This is a genomic window from Vibrio sp. Vb1018, assembly GCF_033338775.1.
GTDB classification, from domain to species: Bacteria; Pseudomonadota; Gammaproteobacteria; order Enterobacterales; family Vibrionaceae; genus Vibrio; species Vibrio alginolyticus.
In genome coordinates this window covers 233,112-251,297 of sequence record NZ_JAWOTI010000003.1, presented here as the reverse complement: position 1 = coordinate 251,297, position 18,186 = coordinate 233,112, and the positions used below count along the sequence as shown (strand labels likewise).

The following is an 18,186-nucleotide window of genomic DNA, read 5'->3' as shown; positions in this document are numbered from 1 at the left end:
ATCATGCGAAAGACAATTCTAGTTACTGGATCTACTGACGGTATTGGTTTAGAAACCGCGAAAATGTTAATTAACCGTGAACAACACGTAATAATCCATGGCCGGAATATAGAGAAAATTCAACAAGTTGAGCAAAGTTTGAGGGAGATGAAAAGTGGTAAAGTTGAAAGCCTTGTTGCTGATTTATCCTCTCCCAATGCGGTAAAACAGATAGTGATGGAGATAACAGAACGGTTCAATCATTTAGACGTCATCATTAACAATGCTGGTGTGTACGCAACACCAAATCCAAGAACTAAAGAGGGTCTTGATGTACGCTTCGCAGTCAACACCATTGCTCCCTACTTACTCACTAGAGAGCTATTGCCGTTGCTCGGAGATACGGGTCGTGTGGTTAATTTGTCTTCAGCTGCACAAACAACAGTAAACACTAGCGCTTTACTCGGTAACAAACCATTGTCAGATGGCGAAGCATATGCCCAAAGCAAATTGGCATTAACGATGTGGTCACGAGCAATCGGACTAAAGCTTAAGAACACTGGCCCTATGTTGGTATCAGTAAACCCAAAATCATTCCTAGGTAGTAAGATGGTTAAAGATGCTTATGGGGTTGCTGGTGGTGATATCCGCTTAGGAGCAGATATTCTAACTCGCGCTGCGCTATCAGAAGAGTTTGCTCAAGCGCATGGTATGTACTTCGATAATGACATTGAAGCATTCGCGCCCCCACACCCTGATGCATTAGATCAAAGCAAAACACAGCAGATAATTGATACTATTGAATTAATCTTAAGCAAACTCTATTAATAACAATTAAGAATTATCTTGAGGTTCGTTTTTATTCGGACCTTAAAAACAATGTATTCGATAAGTGAAACTTGTTATCACTTTTCCGCAAACTCCCAATAAGGTGGCGTACCATAGTATTCAGCAAAGTAATCAATAAAGGCACGCACCTTAGGCGCAATTAAACGAGAGCTTGGGTACACAGTCCAAATCCCAGCATCCATCGCTAAAGGGTGATCTTCGAGTACTTCCACTAGCTGACCACTTTGTAATTCTTGATAAACACTCCAAACCGAGTTGATAGAAATACCTAACCCGTTTACCGTCGCGTCTCTCATCGCATCACCATTATCAGTTTTAAAACGACCAGAAGTTCTTACATTGACCATTCCATCTTTTGTATTGAATGACCAATTATTCATTCCAACTAAGTTAATACATTGATGATTCGTCAAGTCTTGGGGCTTGTTAGGTCTCCCAAATTGTTCAATATAATCTGGTGATGCAACGATAATACGACGATCTGGCGCAAGCTTTCTTGCGACCAATGAAGAATCTTTCAACTCAGCGACACGAATGGCGACATCGAAACCTCCCTCAACCAGATCAATAATGGAATCAGAAAATCGGCAGTCCACGGTTAACCCTGGGTAACGCGCCATAAAACCTTTTAATGCGGGCACAATATGCAAGCGACCAAAAGTTGCAGAGGCGGTTATACGTAATACTCCCGTTGGCGCACTCTGCCCTGAGCCAACAGCTCCCCTTGCTGCCTCCACTGTTGCAAGGACCTCCTCCGCGTGAGGTAAAAAAGCCTGCCCTTCTTCAGTTAAGGAAACTTTGCGTGTGGTGCGATGAACTAAACGAACTCCTAAGCTGTCCTCAAGTTTGTTGATGTGCGCACTAGCGACAGCAGGAGAAAGTCCAAGCTCCTGACCAGCCATGCTGATGTTGTGTGTCGAAGCCAAACGGACAAATAGCTTTACATGATCGATGTTCATTTAATTTTCAATTATTTGTAAAAAATCACCATATAGAGCTTAGCATTTTCTTCCTTACGGATAGTAAATAAATACTCCAGTTAGAAAAAACTGATGGGCAGATAGAAGTCCAGCTCAAACGCCTCATCATGGCTAAGGAAATGGTTTTTATGATAGTGAACATAAGCGGGAGTAGAACGCTGCTTAAAGCCTGAATTCGGCAACCACTTTTCTAACACCATACTCAATTGAGGAAGAAGCTCTCCATATACCCCTGTTAAGCGAAAAACAGCATGCAAACCACCCGGAATCGTCATTTGATTCACGACACCGCGTACTTTAAGCGGCTTATCAATCGCCATACAAGCCACATAGCGACACTTATCGAGCTCAACCCAAGCGGGGTTGGAGTGATGCAAACCGTATTGAACCGAAAAGTCCCGATTCTCAGAGCTTGCCCACGCCTTCAAAATCAGCCACGCATTACGAATGGAACGGCTATAACCCTCATGCCGCACATAAGCCGCAAAGCGTTGTGGAACCTCCATAATTTTAGGTTCTGGCAACTCGCGTTTCGCAACCCGATGATAACCCGCAGCCACTTCTGGATCTTTTAGATACGGCTTTTCTGCGACTTGTAAATCATGCTTTCGCCACGCGCCAGGAGACATAGCGAACGTTGCTTTAAACGCTCGGCTAAAAGAAGATACCGAGCTAAAGCCGCACTTGTTAGCAATGTCTAACACCGATGAGCTGGTATCAAACATCAGTTGATTGGCGGCGTATTCCATTCTTGTTCGACGGATATATTGATGGACAGACTCCCCTACCACATCTTTAAAAATACGATGGAAGTGCTGTTCAGAATAGGCTGCTACATCTGCTAGCTCTTTAGCCGATAAATCTCTGCTAATGTCCTGGTGAATGTAAAACAGCACGTCATTGATTCTGGAAACTTGTTGATGGCTCACGGAGTAAACTTTCGCTTAAATAGCATAAATGGACATGTTTAACAGCATAAATGGACACACCAAGCTTGGCAATTTACCTATACTATTTCTGACATAAAAAAAGACAATTACGAGAAGCACAGCACATGGAAATCGCACAGTCATTACAACAAACTAAGTCATCCTACATCCGAGAGATCCTCGCAGCAGCGAGCGATAAGAACGTCATTTCTCTTGCAGGTGGCTTGCCGGACGAAAAAACCTTCCCGATCGACTTAATGAAACCGACGCTCGAAAACCTCGCTAATATGCCAGAGGTGTTTCAATATGGCGCAACAGCAGGCTACGCCCCGCTACTTAACTTTTTGACCGATTATTACCAGCTGCCGGAATCTCATTTGGCGATGATCACAACGGGCTCTCAGCAAGGGCTAGATTTGATTGCGCGTGCGTACGTAAATCCGGGCGATAAAGTGGTGATGGAAGCACCGAGCTACCTTGGTGCTATGCAAGTATTCGGTCTAGTGCAAGCCAACATCGTGACCGTTTCACAAACCGAGTGTGGCCCAAACCTAGAAGAACTCGAACAATGCTTTGCCACGCAGCAACCAAAAATGTTCTACGCCGTACCCGATTTTCACAACCCAACGGGCGTATGCTGGGCGCTAGAGACTCGCCAAAAAGTTGCCGAGCTTTGTATACAATACGACGTGGCATTCATCGAAGACGCGCCATACCGCGAGCTGCGTTTTTCTGGTGAAGCGCTTCCACTGGTTTCGGACTTCTGCCCACAGCACTCCATCGTATTGCGCTCTTTCTCCAAAATAGCTTCACCAGGCTTGCGTATTGGTGTAGTTACGGGCAAAAGCAGCTACCTTGAGCCACTCATCAAAATTAAACAAGGTGCCGATCTGCACTCTAGTATTCCTATGCAAGCTTTGCTGCATGGTCTACTGCAACATGACAACTTCGAAACGCACATTTCAACCATCTGTGCTCTTTACAAATCACGTTACGATGTCATGTTTGCTGAACTGCAAAAACAGCTGCCAGAAAGTTGCGTACTCAAACCCGTCGATGGTGGTATGTTCGTTTGGGTCGAGATTCCAGAATGCGACACCTTCGAACTGGCGAAAAACCTTCTCGCAAACTGGGTTGCTGTAGTGCCGAGCCCGGTCTTTTATCCAGAAGGTTCAAAGGTAAAAGCCGCTCTGCGTCTTAACTTTACCAATGCTACACCAGAAGAACTGACGACAGCTGTCTCTCGACTCGCGGATGTCCTCAACACGTTGTAATTGAACGCGAGTGTAAGAACCTGCCTTTGAGATTCAAAAAAAGTCTCAAAGGCAGCATCAAAAAAGTTCCCCAAAAAAATTTATATTTTTCCTTCAAATCAACTCTCTACAGTAAGTGCCTGTTTTCTCTTGAACCTCTCACTCATATAAAAATGAGAACTCAATCACGTATTTGATGGTTAGAAAAGTTACGTCTATCTTTCAGTCAAAGACATCAACTTCGCAGCGTTAATGCTCTCAATTTCAGACACTTTATCAATCGTGGCTTAGCGGTTGATAAACGACTAAAAAAGCATCTGTGGGCATACCCACTACGAAGGGTTGACCAGAACCATTCTGAATGTCGCGAGCCAATCTTTTGATTGGCAATTACGTCAGTGAATCGCACCAAATGACAGAGGGGTTATCAGGATGAATACTCGAACCACGACAGGACTCGTCACCATCGGCTGGTCCGTTACACTTTCACTTTTTACCGCATTCGCAGTGTATGCCAATACGTCGCCAAACTGTAGTGACGTATTAGCGGGCAACACAACCGCCGCATCGCAAAAAATGATGGTTTTATTGGGCGAAGACATCACCAAATCCAACCGTATAACTACGGTGATTCCAGCCGAAAACAATCCATTTGTGACCGAAGAACTGGTTTCGGTTTCTAACGACGTATCGCCAAACGGTCGTCTTTCACAAAAGAGTTTGGAAGAGATTCGGAAAGTCCGCTCAAATCTAGAGAAAGCAGCACAGGAAGTAAGCCGATTACAAGGCACTTTTGAAGTGGCTTTCATCAGTTTGATTGATGGTTACTGCCAATTTTCTAATCATAAACGTACTCAACATGCCAAAATCGACTTTGACCATTTGGAAGGCCTCACTTTGTATTCAATCCCCGCTTTAATAGCAATGGTCGATCAGTCGTACTACATGGCAAAGAATCGAATCGCTAATGAGCAGAAACAGTTAAGCGACATTGAAAAAGAGAAACAGAGGCAGAAACAGCAAGCAACTGCGGCAGCAGCCGCTCGTTACCAAGACAGTAACGTACTTGTAAGAGTCGAGAACTTTGATGGCGCTAATGTGATATTTTCCGTTACTAATATTGGTTCACAAGGATCATTGCAACCAAATTTCAACTCGTTTAATGCATATCGCACAGAAAGTGGAGAATTAATCTACAAATCAGAATCTTTATTACACCTGGCGGATACTGCAGGTAACACACTTGAAACAATGGGTATCGCTGAGCTCTCATCACAAGGTGGAAGTGACATATCGATCTCTCCTGGAGAAACCCGAAAATTCGTTACTAGCATTGCTTCAGAAGTCGCGCCACATACGCAGTTGAGCTTAGAGTTTCCAGCCAAAGTGCTTAATACCGAGCGAGACTTTACATTGTCGTTTTCTGATACATCAGCGGTGGCGACAGCAAACGTTAATTAACGTGAAGTAGCCAGTATTTGTAGAACGCATCAAAGACAGGCGAGCAGCGCCTGTCTTTCAATTATGATCAAGCCAATAGCTACTGTTTGCACTTGTAAGCATTTGCAAACATCGTCACTGACGTAGAAAAGCTCAACGGTTGATATAAGTACAAGGTATCTGCGCCTAAATCTGCCGCCTTGATGCGCATTTGGTTTAACGTACCCCAAACCATGTCTTTATCTGCGTGAAGCCAATAGTCGTAAAAGTGTCCTTCTGAACCGATCACGGTACCCATTAGTTCACAGTTTTCAATCGCATTCACATTGTCCCAAAGCACCTGTACTTGCTCAGATTCTTGAGTTGGGAACGTCACACATCCCGTTAATGATGCCGCTAACGCGAGAGTCATCACTCGCTTTTTCATACTTATATCGCCAAAATTTTTCATAGATGGCAGATTTTATGAATGGCTGATGTGATGACTAGCAAAAACTTTTTATCGCGTGTTCAAGCAGAATTAATGGACAACGGAAAAGATCCAAAAGATGATCATGCAGCTAGCGAGCAAAAGCCTAATCACTCAGACCTAGCAATAAAGCTGTATCTGAGATACAACAGTAACGATTAAATAGCCGCGAGGGATAGAGTTTGGTTGCTAAAAATAAGCTAATTCGCTACACAGCTACGGAAGTCGCTGATGCATTTGACAAAGAAGATGAGCTCATTAAACAAGTTCAGTCCACCCAACTCTCGCAAGTGCTATTGCTTTGGCAAGTAAAAAGCCCAACGCTCGTGCTTCCCGCGGGTAAGAAGTGGCCAGTGTCTAATGAGTTAGAACATGCGTTAAATACGTCTGGCTGGAAGCTCTTTTCTCGTAAAACCGGTGGTGCCCCAGTCCCTCAGGTGCCAGGTATTATCAATCTATCCCACATTTACCACTGGCCAGAAGGCGAGCCTTACAACATCAAAAAAGCGTATCTCGATTTATGTGCGATATTAACGGTTTTCTTTAAACAGCTCGGCGTGAAAGTGGATGTTCATGCGACGCCTTATTCCTACTGTGATGGCGAGTACAACCTCAACATTGGCGGGCAAAAAATCGTGGGAACCGCACAGCGTGTTTTACTTAAAAAAGGCGGCGGACAAGTGGTGTTATCACAAGCATGCATTCTGATTGATGCCGACGTCGAGAAGATTGTCGAACCAGTACGAATGTGTAATCAGCTTTGCGGTCACAGCGATGATATTCGTGGTGATGTCCACACACCGCTCTTCCATCATATATCCGATCGCCCATCGGTAGATTCGCTCTTTCAGCAATTAACTAGCGCGTTTTTAATGCATGCAAAAGCGGAGTAATGAAAGGATCAAGCGTCCCCCTTGCTCCGAAAAGCATTTGATAAACTAAAACTGCATACCGTGATAGCGATGTAAGAATGGGCATCGCCAACGTAAAACCATTCAATCGATCGACCAAACCAGTTATCAGTTTTGCCTGCCAAAAAGAAATGAGATCCAGTTCAAATATTTATCCATGACGGAATTAGTTGAAGCCTGCGCGTAAAAGCCTCAGAATGTCGCACTTTTCGCACCGATTTGTTTTTCGGCGCGTTGTTATCTAACTCTACAATTGAGAATCATACATATGGGTTTTACCTCGTTAGGTCTATCTGCTCCAATCCTTAAAGCTATTCAAGAGAAAGGCTACGACACCCCTTCGCCAATTCAGGCAAAAGCAATTCCTGCTATTTTGGAAGGGAAAGACGTAATGGCAGCAGCGCAGACTGGTACAGGTAAAACCGCAGGCTTTACGCTACCGATTCTTGAGCGTTTATCGAACGGCCCTCGCGTTCGTGCTAACCAAGTTCGTGCACTTATCCTGACGCCAACGCGTGAACTGGCGGCTCAGGTGCAAGAAAACGTGTTTATGTACGGCCGTCATCTTCCGCTAAGCAGTGCGGTTGTTTTTGGTGGTGTGAAGATCAACCCGCAAATGCTGCGTCTTCGCAAAGGTGCGGATGTGCTGGTAGCAACACCAGGCCGCCTGATGGATTTGTACAACCAAAATGCAGTGAAGTTCGACCAACTAGAAGTTCTGGTACTGGATGAAGCAGACCGCATGCTGGATATGGGCTTTATCCGCGATATTCGCAAAATCCTAGCCCTGCTACCAAAACAGCGTCAGAATCTACTTTTCTCGGCGACTTTCTCGGATGAAATCCGCGATCTTGCGAAAGGCTTGGTGAACAACCCGGTTGAGATTTCCGTTAACCCGGCAAACTCGACGGCGAGAACGGTTGAGCAAAGCATCTACCCTGCAGACGTGAAGAAGAAAGCACCGATGTTGGTTAAATTGATCAAAGACGGCGATTGGAAGCAAGTGCTGGTGTTTACGAAAACGAAACACGGCGCAAACCGTCTAGCGAAGTTCCTGATCGAACAAAACCTACCGGCTGCAGCCATCCACGGCAACAAGAGCCAAGGCGCGCGTACCAAAGCACTGGCGGATTTTAAATCGGGTGAAAGTCGTGTGTTGGTCGCGACGGACATTGCTGCGCGCGGTATCGATATTCCTCAATTGCCGCAAGTGGTGAACTTTGAGCTACCGAAAGTGGCAGAAGACTACGTTCACCGTATTGGTCGTACTGGCCGCGCGGGCGAAGTAGGTAAAGCGATTTCACTCGTGTGTGCGCTAGAAGCATCTGAGTTGTTTGCGATTGAACGTTTGATTCAAGAAGTGCTACCACGTAAAGAGTTGGAAGGTTTTGCACCAACCAATGTGGTGCCAGAATCCAAACTGGATACGCGCCCAATCAAACCGAAAAAACCTAAGAAGCCGAAAAAACCAAAAGCGCCAAATGCTGCAAGTGAAAATGCCCCAGCAGCCGAAAAGAAAGCAGGCAATGGTGCAAACAAACCTAAACGTCGCTTCAACGGTGGTAGCAACGGCAACAAAAACAGCACCAACCAAGGCGGTGCAGGCAAGCCTAAAGGCAACCGTGAAGGCCAAAGTCGTGCAAACAGTAAACCAGATGACCGCAAACCTAACGGCAACAAGCCAAATGGTAATAAACCGAATGGAAATAAACCAAACGGTAATAAGAGTGGCAACGCTGGTAAACCGTCTGGTAACCGCAAGCCAAACAATGCTAAGCCTGCAGGAAACAAACCGTCAGGTCAGCGCCGTAAGCCTCGTCCGCAGGCTGCAAACTAATCTGTAAACGGCCACCGATAGCAAATACAACAAAGCCGCTGATAATCTCAGCGGCTTTGTCTTTCTTAGAACACAGTTTTCTAGAACACTGCTTTGTTAAAACAGCCTACATTAAAGGTGTGATTCGAATATCTGCGATTTGCGCTTCGTTTTTTTCACCCTCAATACCACCAGCGTAAATGTAGGTTTCATTCGATTTGAGGTAACTCATATTGAAGTGGTCCTTCAACGCGATCTGATAGGTTTTTCCCTGCTCCAACGTCACTTCTATTGGCGTTGAGTAACGCATACCTTGGTTTTCACCAATATGGCCCATCTGCAAGTAACCTTGATCAACCACTTTACCTGCATCATCCAATACCTCTAACAGTTTCACGGTGTTCGTGATGCCAGTATTAAGTTGCCCTAGGTTATTGTTGTACCAAGCATCAAACTGGTAAGTGCCCGTTACAGGGGCTGTAAACGACTCTGAACCTTTTACAACGCCACTCTCTTTGCTCACCGTAACCACTGAGATATTGTCTTTGAGTGGCTGATATTCGCCATCAAGTTTGATGCGGATCTCTTCACCGACACAAACTGGTTGGCTTGGGTTAGAACGGAAGCCTTTATCGTTAATGCTTTCAGCCAAATAACAAGCAAAACCTGTTGGCGTATCGGAATAAGATTGAGCAATCACGTTCTTTTGAATCAGCTCGCCATTGCGATACAAGTTCACGTTGTACTTGCTCGTCACGTCAATCGAAACCGAATTATCAACGCTTTTTACCACCAATGTTGGCTCTTGCGGAGAATATACGCGGCTATCTTCACTCACATACGGTTTCACCCCAGAAACTAAAGTAATGCTACTATCTACATTCACAAGCGCGCCCAGTGTCACGTGGAAATGCCCCTCTTCGTCCATCGTGACATTTTCAACTGGGTAGTAACCTGTTTCATCTTTGCTTACTTCAGGCAAGTCAATCGTTACCGAGTAGTTCTTTCCTTTGAAGGCAAAGTTTTCCAACGTGATTTGTTCAGACTGAGCCAACAAATTATTGCGCACCCAACTTGTGATAAATGGCTTCACTTCCAACTTGCCTGTTTCGGTATGGATGCCGAATAGGGTCTCTACCACCATGTTCAAGTAGCCACCCACAGACCAAAGCTGACGCTGAGAGTTAATCACTGGGCCATCCAAGCTCGGATCTTCGCCATGATCACTATGGATGATGAATGACTTACCAGAAAGCCACTCTAAGTTTTCCATGTTGGATAAATTAGTTGCCGTACCACGAACCAACGATTGAATGGCATTGTTCACTGCTGCCACGTTTTGTGTTTGATGCGCGGCGCGCAAGCTGTACGCGGTAACAAATGGCCAAATTGCGCGGTTATGGTACACAGGCACGTCCGGTTGCTGAGGGAAGTAAACCGGCACGCCAAACTCACTGTGTGGGTAATTGGCCATGATTTGTTTCGCCTGCGCATCACTTGCCACACCACTGATGATCGCAAGTGCTTCGCCCAACATGTCATATTTGTCGACCGCGATGTCTTTGCCATTATCAAACAAATAACTTACGTACATACCGCGTTCGGCATTCCAAAACTGCTCGTTGATAGCGGTTTTTAGCTGTGCAGCCCAATCGGTGTATTTGACCGCGTTGGTTGAATCGTACTTCTCTGCCAACTTAGCCGCGAGCTGAATCGCGCGGTAGTGAGCCACGTTTGTCGATAACGCTTTGCTGCTCCCAATCGTATTGACATCGTTTGGCGTCCACGTTGAATACGTTTGCTCACGCCAATCGAGGAATGATTGCTCACCAGTGTATAAACCGGATTTCGCATCAAAAGCCGCCAGGCGATCGGCTTCAAGTGTATTACTGATCGCTTTGTAAGCGCGCTCAGCAAATTGGTTGTACTCTTCCCCATCTAATGCCGAAAGTAAGCGTTCAGCACCAAGCGCCCAAGTCGTGCGGTCGGTACTAATTGGCCAGCTGCCGCCAGTGCCCGTATCTTGCACAATCTGCTCGCCATCGTATTGCTGATCGGTCGTGTCGCGGAAAGCAGACAATTTGAAATTCAAACCATTCTGCACGCGAGTTGGATTCATCAATGCAAGCGAAAGGTCTGCTGCGTACGCCAAATCACGCGTCCACACGTAATGCCACTTCGCGCCCGTCTCAAAAACTTCCGCTTTGATTGGGTTGTTGTAGTTGTAATTGCCGTCTTTGATTTCAGAAACAGCAAGCTGGTCTAGCTCTTTCATCGTCAACGCAAACAACGCATCAAACGCGACATCATCCGACACCACTCGCGGCCCTGTTTGTTCATTAATCACTAAGCCTTGGTCGAGCGCATCACGCAATTCTGTCGTCGTTGAAATACCAAATTCACGCAGTTCAGCTTTAGGATCTTTCACCGAGAAAATCACGGTATCACTCGAGTCATCGTAATTGGCGAACAGTTTCACTTCTCTGCTCTGATGCCCTTCATGCACCATTGCAGGGTCGAGAATCGCATCAGAGTAGTATTTTTCCGCTTCTTCTTGCGTTGCTTTCGTCACAGTCATTGTCGCGCGACTTTCATCGGCAAAGCTCACAGAAAACTTGTAATACCCTTTGTCTTCAAACGTGATCTCAGAGTTGCAATCATCGTTCATACACGCTTCATTCGTGTCTGGTTTTGGCAGGTACTCTTGAGCTTTATCGAACGCCGCGGGCTCCTCAAAATAGGTGTATTGGATCTGCCAACCCGGATCAGCAATCTTGAACTGATTGCTACCTCGGGCGACGCGCAGTACGGTTTCGTACTCGTTATTACCCAAATAGTTTAGCTTGGCATGCTCTGCCGTGCCCCAATCCCCATTTAAACCACGTAAATATAAGTCGGCTGAAATAATTGGTTTGTCGACCGGCACAGGCGCATCAGAGGAATCTGACCCACATCCAGCAAGACCAATACAAGACGCGACAGCAAGCGCAATAAAACTCGGTTTCATGTTCATCCCTTAGATTGTTGTTTTGGCGACAGTCTAAAGAACACCCTTTTGAGGGGAAAATAGGAAGTCAGGAGCGAGCTATAGATAACATCTATACGTCAAACCCCAACAGTGATGTAGATCTATGAAATGCGCATAATTTCAATCAAATGAGATTACAGATTTGTGATTTATAAATGAAATTGTGCAAAATACCCCTCGTTCTTAGAGGGGAAAGAAAATGGACAAATCTCTGCAGCAATTTTTACTGGTTGCACGCTGCCAAAGCATCAGCGCTGCGGCAAGAATGGCAGGGTTAAGCCAGCCAACGGTAACAAGCAATTTAAAGAAGCTGGAAGAGAATCTCGGCGTGACGCTGTTTGAACGTCACCCTAATGGCATGGTATTGACCGAATACGGACGCATCCTCTATCGCCATAGCAACGCGATGCAGCATGAATACAACCAAATGATGCAAAGCATTGATGAACGGAAACAATACCAAGTCGGAAAAATTAAAATGGGTACTGGCGATGCGTGGTGGCCGCTGTTCGTCCAAAAAGCACTCAATGAACATCTGACCAAGCAGCCTTCGGCATCTACGCACGTCGAATTTGGCAACCACTTAGGCTTGATGGATTCATTAATCAACGAACAGATTGAATTCTTCATCGGCCACGAGATTGTCGGATTGTCGTCTAAATGCGATGTTACGTTTATTCCTCTATTTCAAACGGTTGATGCCTATTTTGTTTCCCCAAACCACCCACTTCTAGGGAAAACCGTCACCGAAGATATGCTGCACGAATACCCCGCTCTTTCGGTCACTTATGACGCTAAGAAATTCGCTCACGTCATCGATAACCCAATCCCGAAGCAAAATGAACGCGAAAGGCAGCAACTGGATGACAGACCGACTTACGAAGTGGATTCTCTGCTCGCCAGTATTGATGTACTGAAAGAAAGCGTCGCGGTGATGTCTTATACCGGCCACCTGAAACCGTATTTGGAATCCTTTGGCTTACGATGCTTAACCATGGAAAACGAACCAAACCCTGGCACCGTCGGGATTTATCGCCACCGCCGCGAAACCTCTGAATCGCATCTAGATCTGATTGCTGGCATCACTCAGCGCGCTAAATTGCTCAACTAGAAAGTCCAAAAACAGGCGAACTCTTTTCGGTTGATATTGGCGGCTTTGATAAATGACATGTAGATCCGCTTCAGCGCCTTGCGAAAAGGCGCTGAAGTTTTTCATATACCCATCCAAAACCGTTACTAAACGTTGTTTTTTGAGGTCTTGCTGAATATCTAAAATCGATTTCAACGCAATCCCCGCACCGTCCAACGCCCATTGTCGGATCACTTCACCATCATCAGAAAAGCGCTTCGGCGTGACCGTGATCGATTGGTGAGATTCTTCATCTTTAAAGTGCCACGTTTTTAATTCTTCATTGCTGCGGACCATGGCTAAGCAGCGATGGTCCGCGAGATCTTGTGGACAGTTTGGGACACCTTGCTTCGCCAAATAATCAGGTGACGCGCACAGCACACGTTGACTCGACGCCAGCTTGCGCGAGATGAGATTGCTGTCCGCTAACTCACCGTAACGAATCACTAAATCGAGCCCCGATTCAGCCAAGTTCGATAAATTGTCATTAAGATAAAGATAAGGCGTCACATCCGGATATTGCTCAGAAAAAGCCGACACCATCGGCGAAATAATTTGTTTGCCAATATCTCGTGGAGCTGAAATTTTCAACGTTCCGCGCACTTCCGAAATACCAGTTTGAAGTAAGTTTTCCGTCTCTTTCACGCTATCAATGATGTTCAGACAAGCTTGATGGTACATTGCCCCTGCGTCCGTGAGTGATACGTGGCGTGTGCTTCGGTTGAGCAGCTTTACACCATAGCGTTCTTCTATCGCTTGCAGCCTTGCCGTTACCGTCGCTGGAGATAAACCTAGCTCCCTTCCCGCCGCTGCCAGACCTTGATGTTTAACGATGCTGACAAACAACGTCATATCCGAAAACTTATCCATCTTCGCGCCCTTATTGTTTAGAGAAACTGAATAATCAATTCAGATATTACCCAATTATCAAATTAAGTCGAATCCATATACTGGCCCTATCGACATTGTTTAGACCCAGAACGTTATGTGACAGGGCAAAGTTAAACGCCGTAACGCTGTACAACGCACAACAACACGCCCTGCCCAGCCAGAGATAGGAAACAAAACATGAAACTGTACATTTATGAACATTGCCCCTTTAGCGCCCGCGTCCGTTTTGTTGCAGGCATGCTGAATATTCAGCTCGACGTCATCAACATTGCTTATGACGACGAGAGCACCACCACAAACATCATCGGCGCTAAACAAGTTCCTCTTTTGATCAAAGACGATGGTGAAGCGATGGCGGAAAGCTTAGACATCATCAACTACTTCCTTGAATTGGCATCTTCCAATGAAAGCAGCCAACCCTCAGCACCGGTTTTAGACTGGCAAAAACAAGCGTTTTTACCGCTACAAAAAGTCGGGTATCCGCGTTGGTCAAACATGACGTTACCGGAATTTGCAACAGAAAGCGCTAAACAAGCATGGCGTGCAAAAAAAGAAACCGAAGCGTTAAATTTTGAAGCCTTGATTAACGATACACCAGCGATTGCGAAAGAAGTCGCCGCTTTGATAGAACAAACTAAACCCTTGCTCAACCTAAGTTCAGAAAAGCAAACGTCACTGGTTGATCAAGCCATTATGTTTTCCATTCTACGCGGTTTTTTCAGTGCGCCCGAAGTGCAATGGGATCCAGCCGTACTTCACTGGATGGCAACCGCTCGTAAAGCGACCAACGTGCCAGTACTTATCTAAGGAGCGCATCATGAAACAAAGAACAAATAAGCTGTTTGAACCAGCTCAACTGAAAGCGTTGTCACTACAAAACCGTATTGTCATGGCACCAATGACTCGCGCACGCACCACTCAGCCGGGCAACATCCCGAATGAGATGATGGCAACGTATTATCAACAGCGCGCTTCTGCCGGGCTGATCATTTCCGAAGCCACGCAAATTTCGGACGATTCTCAAGGCTATTCGTTCACCCCTGGCGTTTACACCGATGCGCAAGTGGCGGGCTGGCAGGGTGTGACCCAAGCGGTCAAATCACAAGGCGCAGCGATGTTTTGTCAGCTATGGCATGTGGGCAGAGTGTCTCACCCAACATTCCAAAATGGTGAACAGCCTATCGCGCCATCTGCGCTCGCTCCGGTAGAGACGCAAGTTTGGATTGCAGATGAACAAGGCAACGGCAATATGGTCGATTGTGTTGAGCCACGCGCCATGACACAAGCGGATATCAACCGAGTTGTCGGTGATTTCGCGAACGCAGCCAAACGCGCTATTGAATCGGGTTTTGATGGTGTAGAAATCCACGGCGGGAATGGGTATCTGATAGACCAGTTCTTAAGAACCAATTCAAACCATCGAACAGACAACTACGGCGGTTCACGAGAAAATCGTATCCGTTTTCTTATCGAAGTAGTGGATGCAGTTATCGCCGCTGTTGGTGCGCATCGAGTTGGAGTGAGATTGGCACCATTCATTACGTTTAAAGATATGGACTGCCCAGATATCGTGCCAACGATCTTAGAGGCATCAAAACAGCTACAGGAGCGCGACATTGCCTACTTGCACTTGTCCGAGGCCGATTGGGCCGATGCACCAACGATTCCAGAGACGTTCCGAATCGAACTTAGAAAGCGCTTTCGCAACGCTATCATTGTCGCAGGTCGCTACAATCCTCAACGAGCAAACGAAGTGTTAGAGAAAGGCTACGCGGATCTTGTCGCATTCGGACGACCATTCGTAGCAAACCCAGACTTGGTCTCTCGATTGCAACATCACCATCCGTTGGCAGAACTCGATGGCTCAACGTTGTTTGGCGGAAACGAACGAGGCTACACCGATTACCCTGCTCTGCAACAGGAATGCGCAGAACAGGCCTAACAAAAAAGCCCCAACCTAGCTGCTACGGTTGGGGCTGTCACCAAACTAAAATTGGTTTTAGCTAGCTTAATCTGGCTAAGAGTTAAATCACTTCTAACGCGCCGCTGCGCCAAGGTTCGATAACGACTTTGATGTGATCATTTGGCGTCATTAACTTTGTAAATGCGTCTTCGACACCATCGATTCCCACTTTGGCGGTGAGCATTTTCTGCCAAGGCAACTTATGTTCGGCAATCGCTTGTAGGCATTGCTCAAACTCGTGCGGTTGGTAGTAGTAAGAGAATCTCAAATCGAGCTCTTTTACCGTCGCGTACGCGTAGTTAATGATTGCGGGTGTCGTATGGATACCCGAGATGACGATTCGCGCTCGGGCAGGGGCGCGGCGCAGAAAATCGTCAATCAAGGTATGCTTGCCCACACACTCATAAATGACCAGACGTGAGTTCATCGCGTACTGCTCACCAACGGCGATCTCGTCTTCCTTGGTCGGGTTGATCAATCGATTTGCGCCAAACTCACTAGCAAGTTGCAGTTTCTCTTCCTGAAGATCGACCGCAAGAATATTGCTCACGCCACGTTGTTTCAGTGCAGCAATCACCGCCAGCCCTATAGGGCCGCAACCGACAACCAGCGCGGTTTCTTCCGCTTCGATTTCACTGCGATTGACCGCGTGCAAACCGACCGCCAGCGGCTCGGTTAACGCCGCCGCCTCAGACGGCATTTCGTCTGGGACAGGCAGCAATAACGCTTCATCAAGCAGGAAGTACTCAGAGTAAGCACCATAAGTACCCGGAGTAACACCAACGCCTGCGCCATTTTGACTGAGCAACATCGGCACAGAGGTGACTCGGCTACCAACGGACAACGTTTGCTGCGTACCGGCACCGTATTCGACAATTTCCGCACAGAACTCGTGCCCTAACATCACTTGAGCGTGCTCACCGGATTCATCAGGCATCAACCCGAGCTGGTGGAATACATCAAATACCTCATCCGCGTGTCGAGTAATGTGAAGGTCGGAGCCACAAATGCCACAGGCAAGGCTGCGAACCAACACTTGTCCCGCTTCGGGTTGAGGGATTTCGACTTGCTGCAGGCGGACTCGGCCATCCTGCATTACAATACTGTTCATCTGTTGCATGGGGTTACTCCGCTAGCTCATCGCTTAGGCCAGCAATCGCACCCGGTTTGATATAGCGCGCAGTGAAGCCTTGCGCTTTGGCAGCGGCAACCACCACTTGCTCAATCCAACCTGCATCCATAATGTTGATGAAGTTACCCTCTTCGTCAAAGTTAATGTTCGCACCTTGGATCACCATAAAGCCATCAGCACCACCCGACTCTTCTGGACAGTGAAAGGTATGAATCGAACCACCTGGCTCATACAAATAACTACCAGCGGTTTGGGCTTGGTCTGGGTATTCAATGTAGTGCCAAGCGCCACTCAGTGTATAGAAATGCACCACACCAGTATGGAAGTGCTTAGGTAAAGTCACGCCCGGCTTGAATTTGGCACGAATCACCCAAGTACCGTTTTCTGGGTCAAGAAACAACGGGTAAACATCCACACCCGGTAACGCGTCTTTGATGAGCGACTCCTCATTGGTATTAAGAGTTAATAAGAAATCTTGGTGCTGAATAACTTCTGGTAATGACATAACTTACATCCTCGCTATTGCTGTAATGTGGCGTACTCGCCTATCCCATAAGTGGGTACTTAAAATTCTCGAAACCGTCAGATGCGCTAATGGTGCAGCCGTTGATACAGTTGGCTTTCTCGCTGACCAGAAACGCCACCACATCAGCAATCTCTTCTGGTTGTGTGAAGTTTTGACGCATCTGTTCTTTGCGGATGTGGTCCCACAGGCCAATCTCTTCGTATTGCCTTAACATCGGAGTATCAACGCGTCCCGGAGCGACAGCGCAAACACGAATACCCAATGGTGCGAGTTCTAATGCGGCGCATTTGGTCATCATATCGACTGCGGCTTTACTGACGTTGTAGGTAAAGGTCATCTCAGACGCCATTCGTGCGTAAACAGAAGAAGTATTGAGGATCACGCCCGGCGTGCCTTGCGCTTGGAATTGTCTTCCAGAGGCAAGAATGCCGTAGTAAACGCCATTTTGGTTGACCTTAGAGATCGGCTCAAAATCGGCAATTGGGTCGTGGTCAAGCAGAGGTTTCGGTGCACCGATGCCCGCGTTGTTAACCATGATGTCAAGCAAGCCAAACTGTTCAACCGCGTACTTCACCATAGCTTCAACTTGTTGGTAATCGGTGACGTCCGCGACAAAGGTTCCCAACTGCTTTGGGTCAAAACTTGTGTACATTTGCAGTGATTGTTCTGAAATATCGACAGCAAGCACTTTGGCTCCTTGCTCTCTCAGCTTTGCAATGATGGCTTGGCCAATTCCACCAGCTGCCCCAGTCACAATGGCCGTTTTATTGATAAGTTCCATACACCTTCTCATCCACGCGTTGTTGTTATCAAAATGTAACCTAGATCAACTCACTGACACTCACTTGACCTTTTGCGAAGTAAATTTGATACATTACGATTTACAACCTG

16 protein-coding genes are annotated in these 18,186 nt (G+C 46.6%); 8 read left to right on the top strand and 8 right to left on the bottom strand.

Annotation, left to right across the window (positions count from 1 at the left end):
- Positions 1-3: 3 nt before the first annotated feature.
- Entirely contained in the window at positions 4-807 is an 804-nt protein-coding gene (locus tag R7Z10_RS05855; RefSeq protein WP_182015827.1) for an SDR family NAD(P)-dependent oxidoreductase, read from the top strand.
- Positions 808-884: 77 nt separating this feature from the next.
- Here R7Z10_RS05855 and R7Z10_RS05850 read toward each other — a convergent pair whose 3' ends face one another.
- Together R7Z10_RS05850 and R7Z10_RS05845 are read right to left on the bottom strand one after the other, a co-directional pair.
- Positions 885-1,787: a LysR family transcriptional regulator gene (locus R7Z10_RS05850; protein ID WP_318104312.1), complete on the bottom strand. Its 903-nt coding sequence runs from the start codon at positions 1,785-1,787 to the stop codon at positions 885-887.
- A gap of 80 nt (positions 1,788-1,867) precedes the next feature.
- Positions 1,868-2,737 carry a GyrI-like domain-containing protein gene (locus tag R7Z10_RS05845; protein WP_005387011.1) on the bottom strand — a complete coding sequence of 290 codons (870 nt, stop codon included), beginning with the start codon at positions 2,735-2,737 and terminating at the stop codon, positions 1,868-1,870.
- A gap of 125 nt (positions 2,738-2,862) precedes the next feature.
- On the opposite strand from R7Z10_RS05845, the gene R7Z10_RS05840 reads away from it, so the two are divergent.
- Positions 2,863-4,011, top strand: coding sequence for a PLP-dependent aminotransferase family protein (locus R7Z10_RS05840; RefSeq protein WP_017819834.1), 1,149 nt, complete (start codon positions 2,863-2,865; stop codon positions 4,009-4,011).
- 411 nt (positions 4,012-4,422) lie between these two features.
- On the top strand, positions 4,423-5,451 hold the full coding sequence (locus R7Z10_RS05835) for a hypothetical protein (protein WP_158173391.1): 1,029 nt from the start codon (positions 4,423-4,425) through the stop codon (positions 5,449-5,451).
- A 79-nt stretch (positions 5,452-5,530) separates the two neighbouring features.
- Here the strand turns inward: R7Z10_RS05835 and R7Z10_RS05830 are convergent, their stop codons facing one another.
- Positions 5,531-5,857, bottom strand: coding sequence for a DUF4156 domain-containing protein (locus tag R7Z10_RS05830; protein ID WP_025767966.1), 327 nt, complete (start codon positions 5,855-5,857; stop codon positions 5,531-5,533).
- A 224-nt stretch (positions 5,858-6,081) separates the two neighbouring features.
- On the opposite strand from R7Z10_RS05830, the gene R7Z10_RS05825 reads away from it, so the two are divergent.
- Both R7Z10_RS05825 and R7Z10_RS05820 read left to right on the top strand, forming a co-directional pair.
- On the top strand, positions 6,082-6,792 hold the full coding sequence (locus R7Z10_RS05825; protein WP_238762621.1) for a lipoate--protein ligase: 711 nt from the start codon (positions 6,082-6,084) through the stop codon (positions 6,790-6,792).
- 286 nt (positions 6,793-7,078) lie between these two features.
- Positions 7,079-8,647, top strand: coding sequence for a DEAD/DEAH box helicase (locus R7Z10_RS05820; RefSeq protein ID WP_318104307.1), 1,569 nt, complete (start codon positions 7,079-7,081; stop codon positions 8,645-8,647).
- Positions 8,648-8,753: 106 nt separating this feature from the next.
- Here the strand turns inward: R7Z10_RS05820 and R7Z10_RS05815 are convergent, their stop codons facing one another.
- Complete coding sequence (locus R7Z10_RS05815) at positions 8,754-11,633, bottom strand: Six-hairpin glycosidase-like protein (protein WP_318104304.1); 2,880 nt, start codon at positions 11,631-11,633, stop codon at positions 8,754-8,756.
- 220 nt (positions 11,634-11,853) lie between these two features.
- Here R7Z10_RS05815 and R7Z10_RS05810 point away from each other — a divergent pair, with 220 nt between their 5' ends.
- Positions 11,854-12,765, top strand: coding sequence for a LysR family transcriptional regulator (locus tag R7Z10_RS05810; protein WP_171342633.1), 912 nt, complete (start codon positions 11,854-11,856; stop codon positions 12,763-12,765).
- Here R7Z10_RS05810 and R7Z10_RS05805 read toward each other — a convergent pair.
- Positions 12,718-13,653 carry a LysR family transcriptional regulator gene (locus tag R7Z10_RS05805; RefSeq protein WP_170893103.1) on the bottom strand — a complete coding sequence of 312 codons (936 nt, stop codon included), beginning with the start codon at positions 13,651-13,653 and terminating at the stop codon, positions 12,718-12,720. The genes R7Z10_RS05810 and R7Z10_RS05805 overlap by 48 nt on opposite strands.
- Positions 13,654-13,851: 198 nt before the next feature.
- Between R7Z10_RS05805 and grxB the strand changes: the two genes are divergently transcribed.
- Both grxB and R7Z10_RS05795 read left to right on the top strand, forming a co-directional pair.
- Positions 13,852-14,481: a glutaredoxin 2 gene (gene grxB, locus R7Z10_RS05800; protein WP_104980458.1), complete on the top strand. Its 630-nt coding sequence runs from the start codon at positions 13,852-13,854 to the stop codon at positions 14,479-14,481.
- 10 nt (positions 14,482-14,491) lie between these two features.
- Positions 14,492-15,616, top strand: a complete 1,125-nt coding sequence (locus tag R7Z10_RS05795) for an alkene reductase (RefSeq protein ID WP_005498138.1) — start codon at positions 14,492-14,494, stop codon at positions 15,614-15,616.
- Positions 15,617-15,698: 82 nt separating this feature from the next.
- On the opposite strand, the gene R7Z10_RS05790 is transcribed toward R7Z10_RS05795, so the two are convergent.
- The 3 genes from R7Z10_RS05790 to R7Z10_RS05780 are packed head-to-tail and all read right to left on the bottom strand — an operon-like array spanning position 15,699 to position 18,076.
- The gene (locus tag R7Z10_RS05790) at positions 15,699-16,757 is read right to left on the bottom strand and encodes a zinc-binding dehydrogenase (RefSeq protein ID WP_318104299.1); all 1,059 of its coding nucleotides are present in this window, start codon (positions 16,755-16,757) and stop codon (positions 15,699-15,701) included.
- Between the two features lie 4 nt (positions 16,758-16,761).
- Positions 16,762-17,274, bottom strand: a complete 513-nt coding sequence (locus R7Z10_RS05785) for a 2,4'-dihydroxyacetophenone dioxygenase family protein (RefSeq protein WP_132937007.1) — start codon at positions 17,272-17,274, stop codon at positions 16,762-16,764.
- 40 nt (positions 17,275-17,314) lie between these two features.
- Positions 17,315-18,076, bottom strand: coding sequence for an SDR family NAD(P)-dependent oxidoreductase (locus R7Z10_RS05780; RefSeq protein WP_132937006.1), 762 nt, complete (start codon positions 18,074-18,076; stop codon positions 17,315-17,317).
- Positions 18,077-18,186 lie beyond the last annotated feature (110 nt).

What these genes read in the sequence shown, in the direction of transcription:
- R7Z10_RS05805 (WP_170893103.1), bottom strand. Translation starts at nt 13,653, where the DNA reads ATGGATAAGTTTTCGGATATGACGTTGTTTGTCAGCATCGTTAAACAT.
- R7Z10_RS05820 (WP_318104307.1), top strand. Translation starts at nt 7,079, where the DNA reads ATGGGTTTTACCTCGTTAGGTCTATCTGCTCCAATCCTTAAAGCTATT.
- R7Z10_RS05795 (WP_005498138.1), top strand. Translation starts at nt 14,492, where the DNA reads ATGAAACAAAGAACAAATAAGCTGTTTGAACCAGCTCAACTGAAAGCG.
- R7Z10_RS05850 (WP_318104312.1), bottom strand. Translation starts at nt 1,787, where the DNA reads ATGAACATCGATCATGTAAAGCTATTTGTCCGTTTGGCTTCGACACAC.
- R7Z10_RS05810 (WP_171342633.1), top strand. Translation starts at nt 11,854, where the DNA reads ATGGACAAATCTCTGCAGCAATTTTTACTGGTTGCACGCTGCCAAAGC.
- R7Z10_RS05835 (WP_158173391.1), top strand. Translation starts at nt 4,423, where the DNA reads ATGAATACTCGAACCACGACAGGACTCGTCACCATCGGCTGGTCCGTT.
- R7Z10_RS05780 (WP_132937006.1), bottom strand. Translation starts at nt 18,076, where the DNA reads ATGGAACTTATCAATAAAACGGCCATTGTGACTGGGGCAGCTGGTGGA.
- R7Z10_RS05840 (WP_017819834.1), top strand. Translation starts at nt 2,863, where the DNA reads ATGGAAATCGCACAGTCATTACAACAAACTAAGTCATCCTACATCCGA.
- R7Z10_RS05815 (WP_318104304.1), bottom strand. Translation starts at nt 11,633, where the DNA reads ATGAAACCGAGTTTTATTGCGCTTGCTGTCGCGTCTTGTATTGGTCTT.
- R7Z10_RS05830 (WP_025767966.1), bottom strand. Translation starts at nt 5,857, where the DNA reads ATGAAAAAGCGAGTGATGACTCTCGCGTTAGCGGCATCATTAACGGGA.
- R7Z10_RS05855 (WP_182015827.1), top strand. Translation starts at nt 4, where the DNA reads ATGCGAAAGACAATTCTAGTTACTGGATCTACTGACGGTATTGGTTTA.
- grxB (WP_104980458.1), top strand. Translation starts at nt 13,852, where the DNA reads ATGAAACTGTACATTTATGAACATTGCCCCTTTAGCGCCCGCGTCCGT.
- R7Z10_RS05790 (WP_318104299.1), bottom strand. Translation starts at nt 16,757, where the DNA reads ATGCAACAGATGAACAGTATTGTAATGCAGGATGGCCGAGTCCGCCTG.
- R7Z10_RS05785 (WP_132937007.1), bottom strand. Translation starts at nt 17,274, where the DNA reads ATGTCATTACCAGAAGTTATTCAGCACCAAGATTTCTTATTAACTCTT.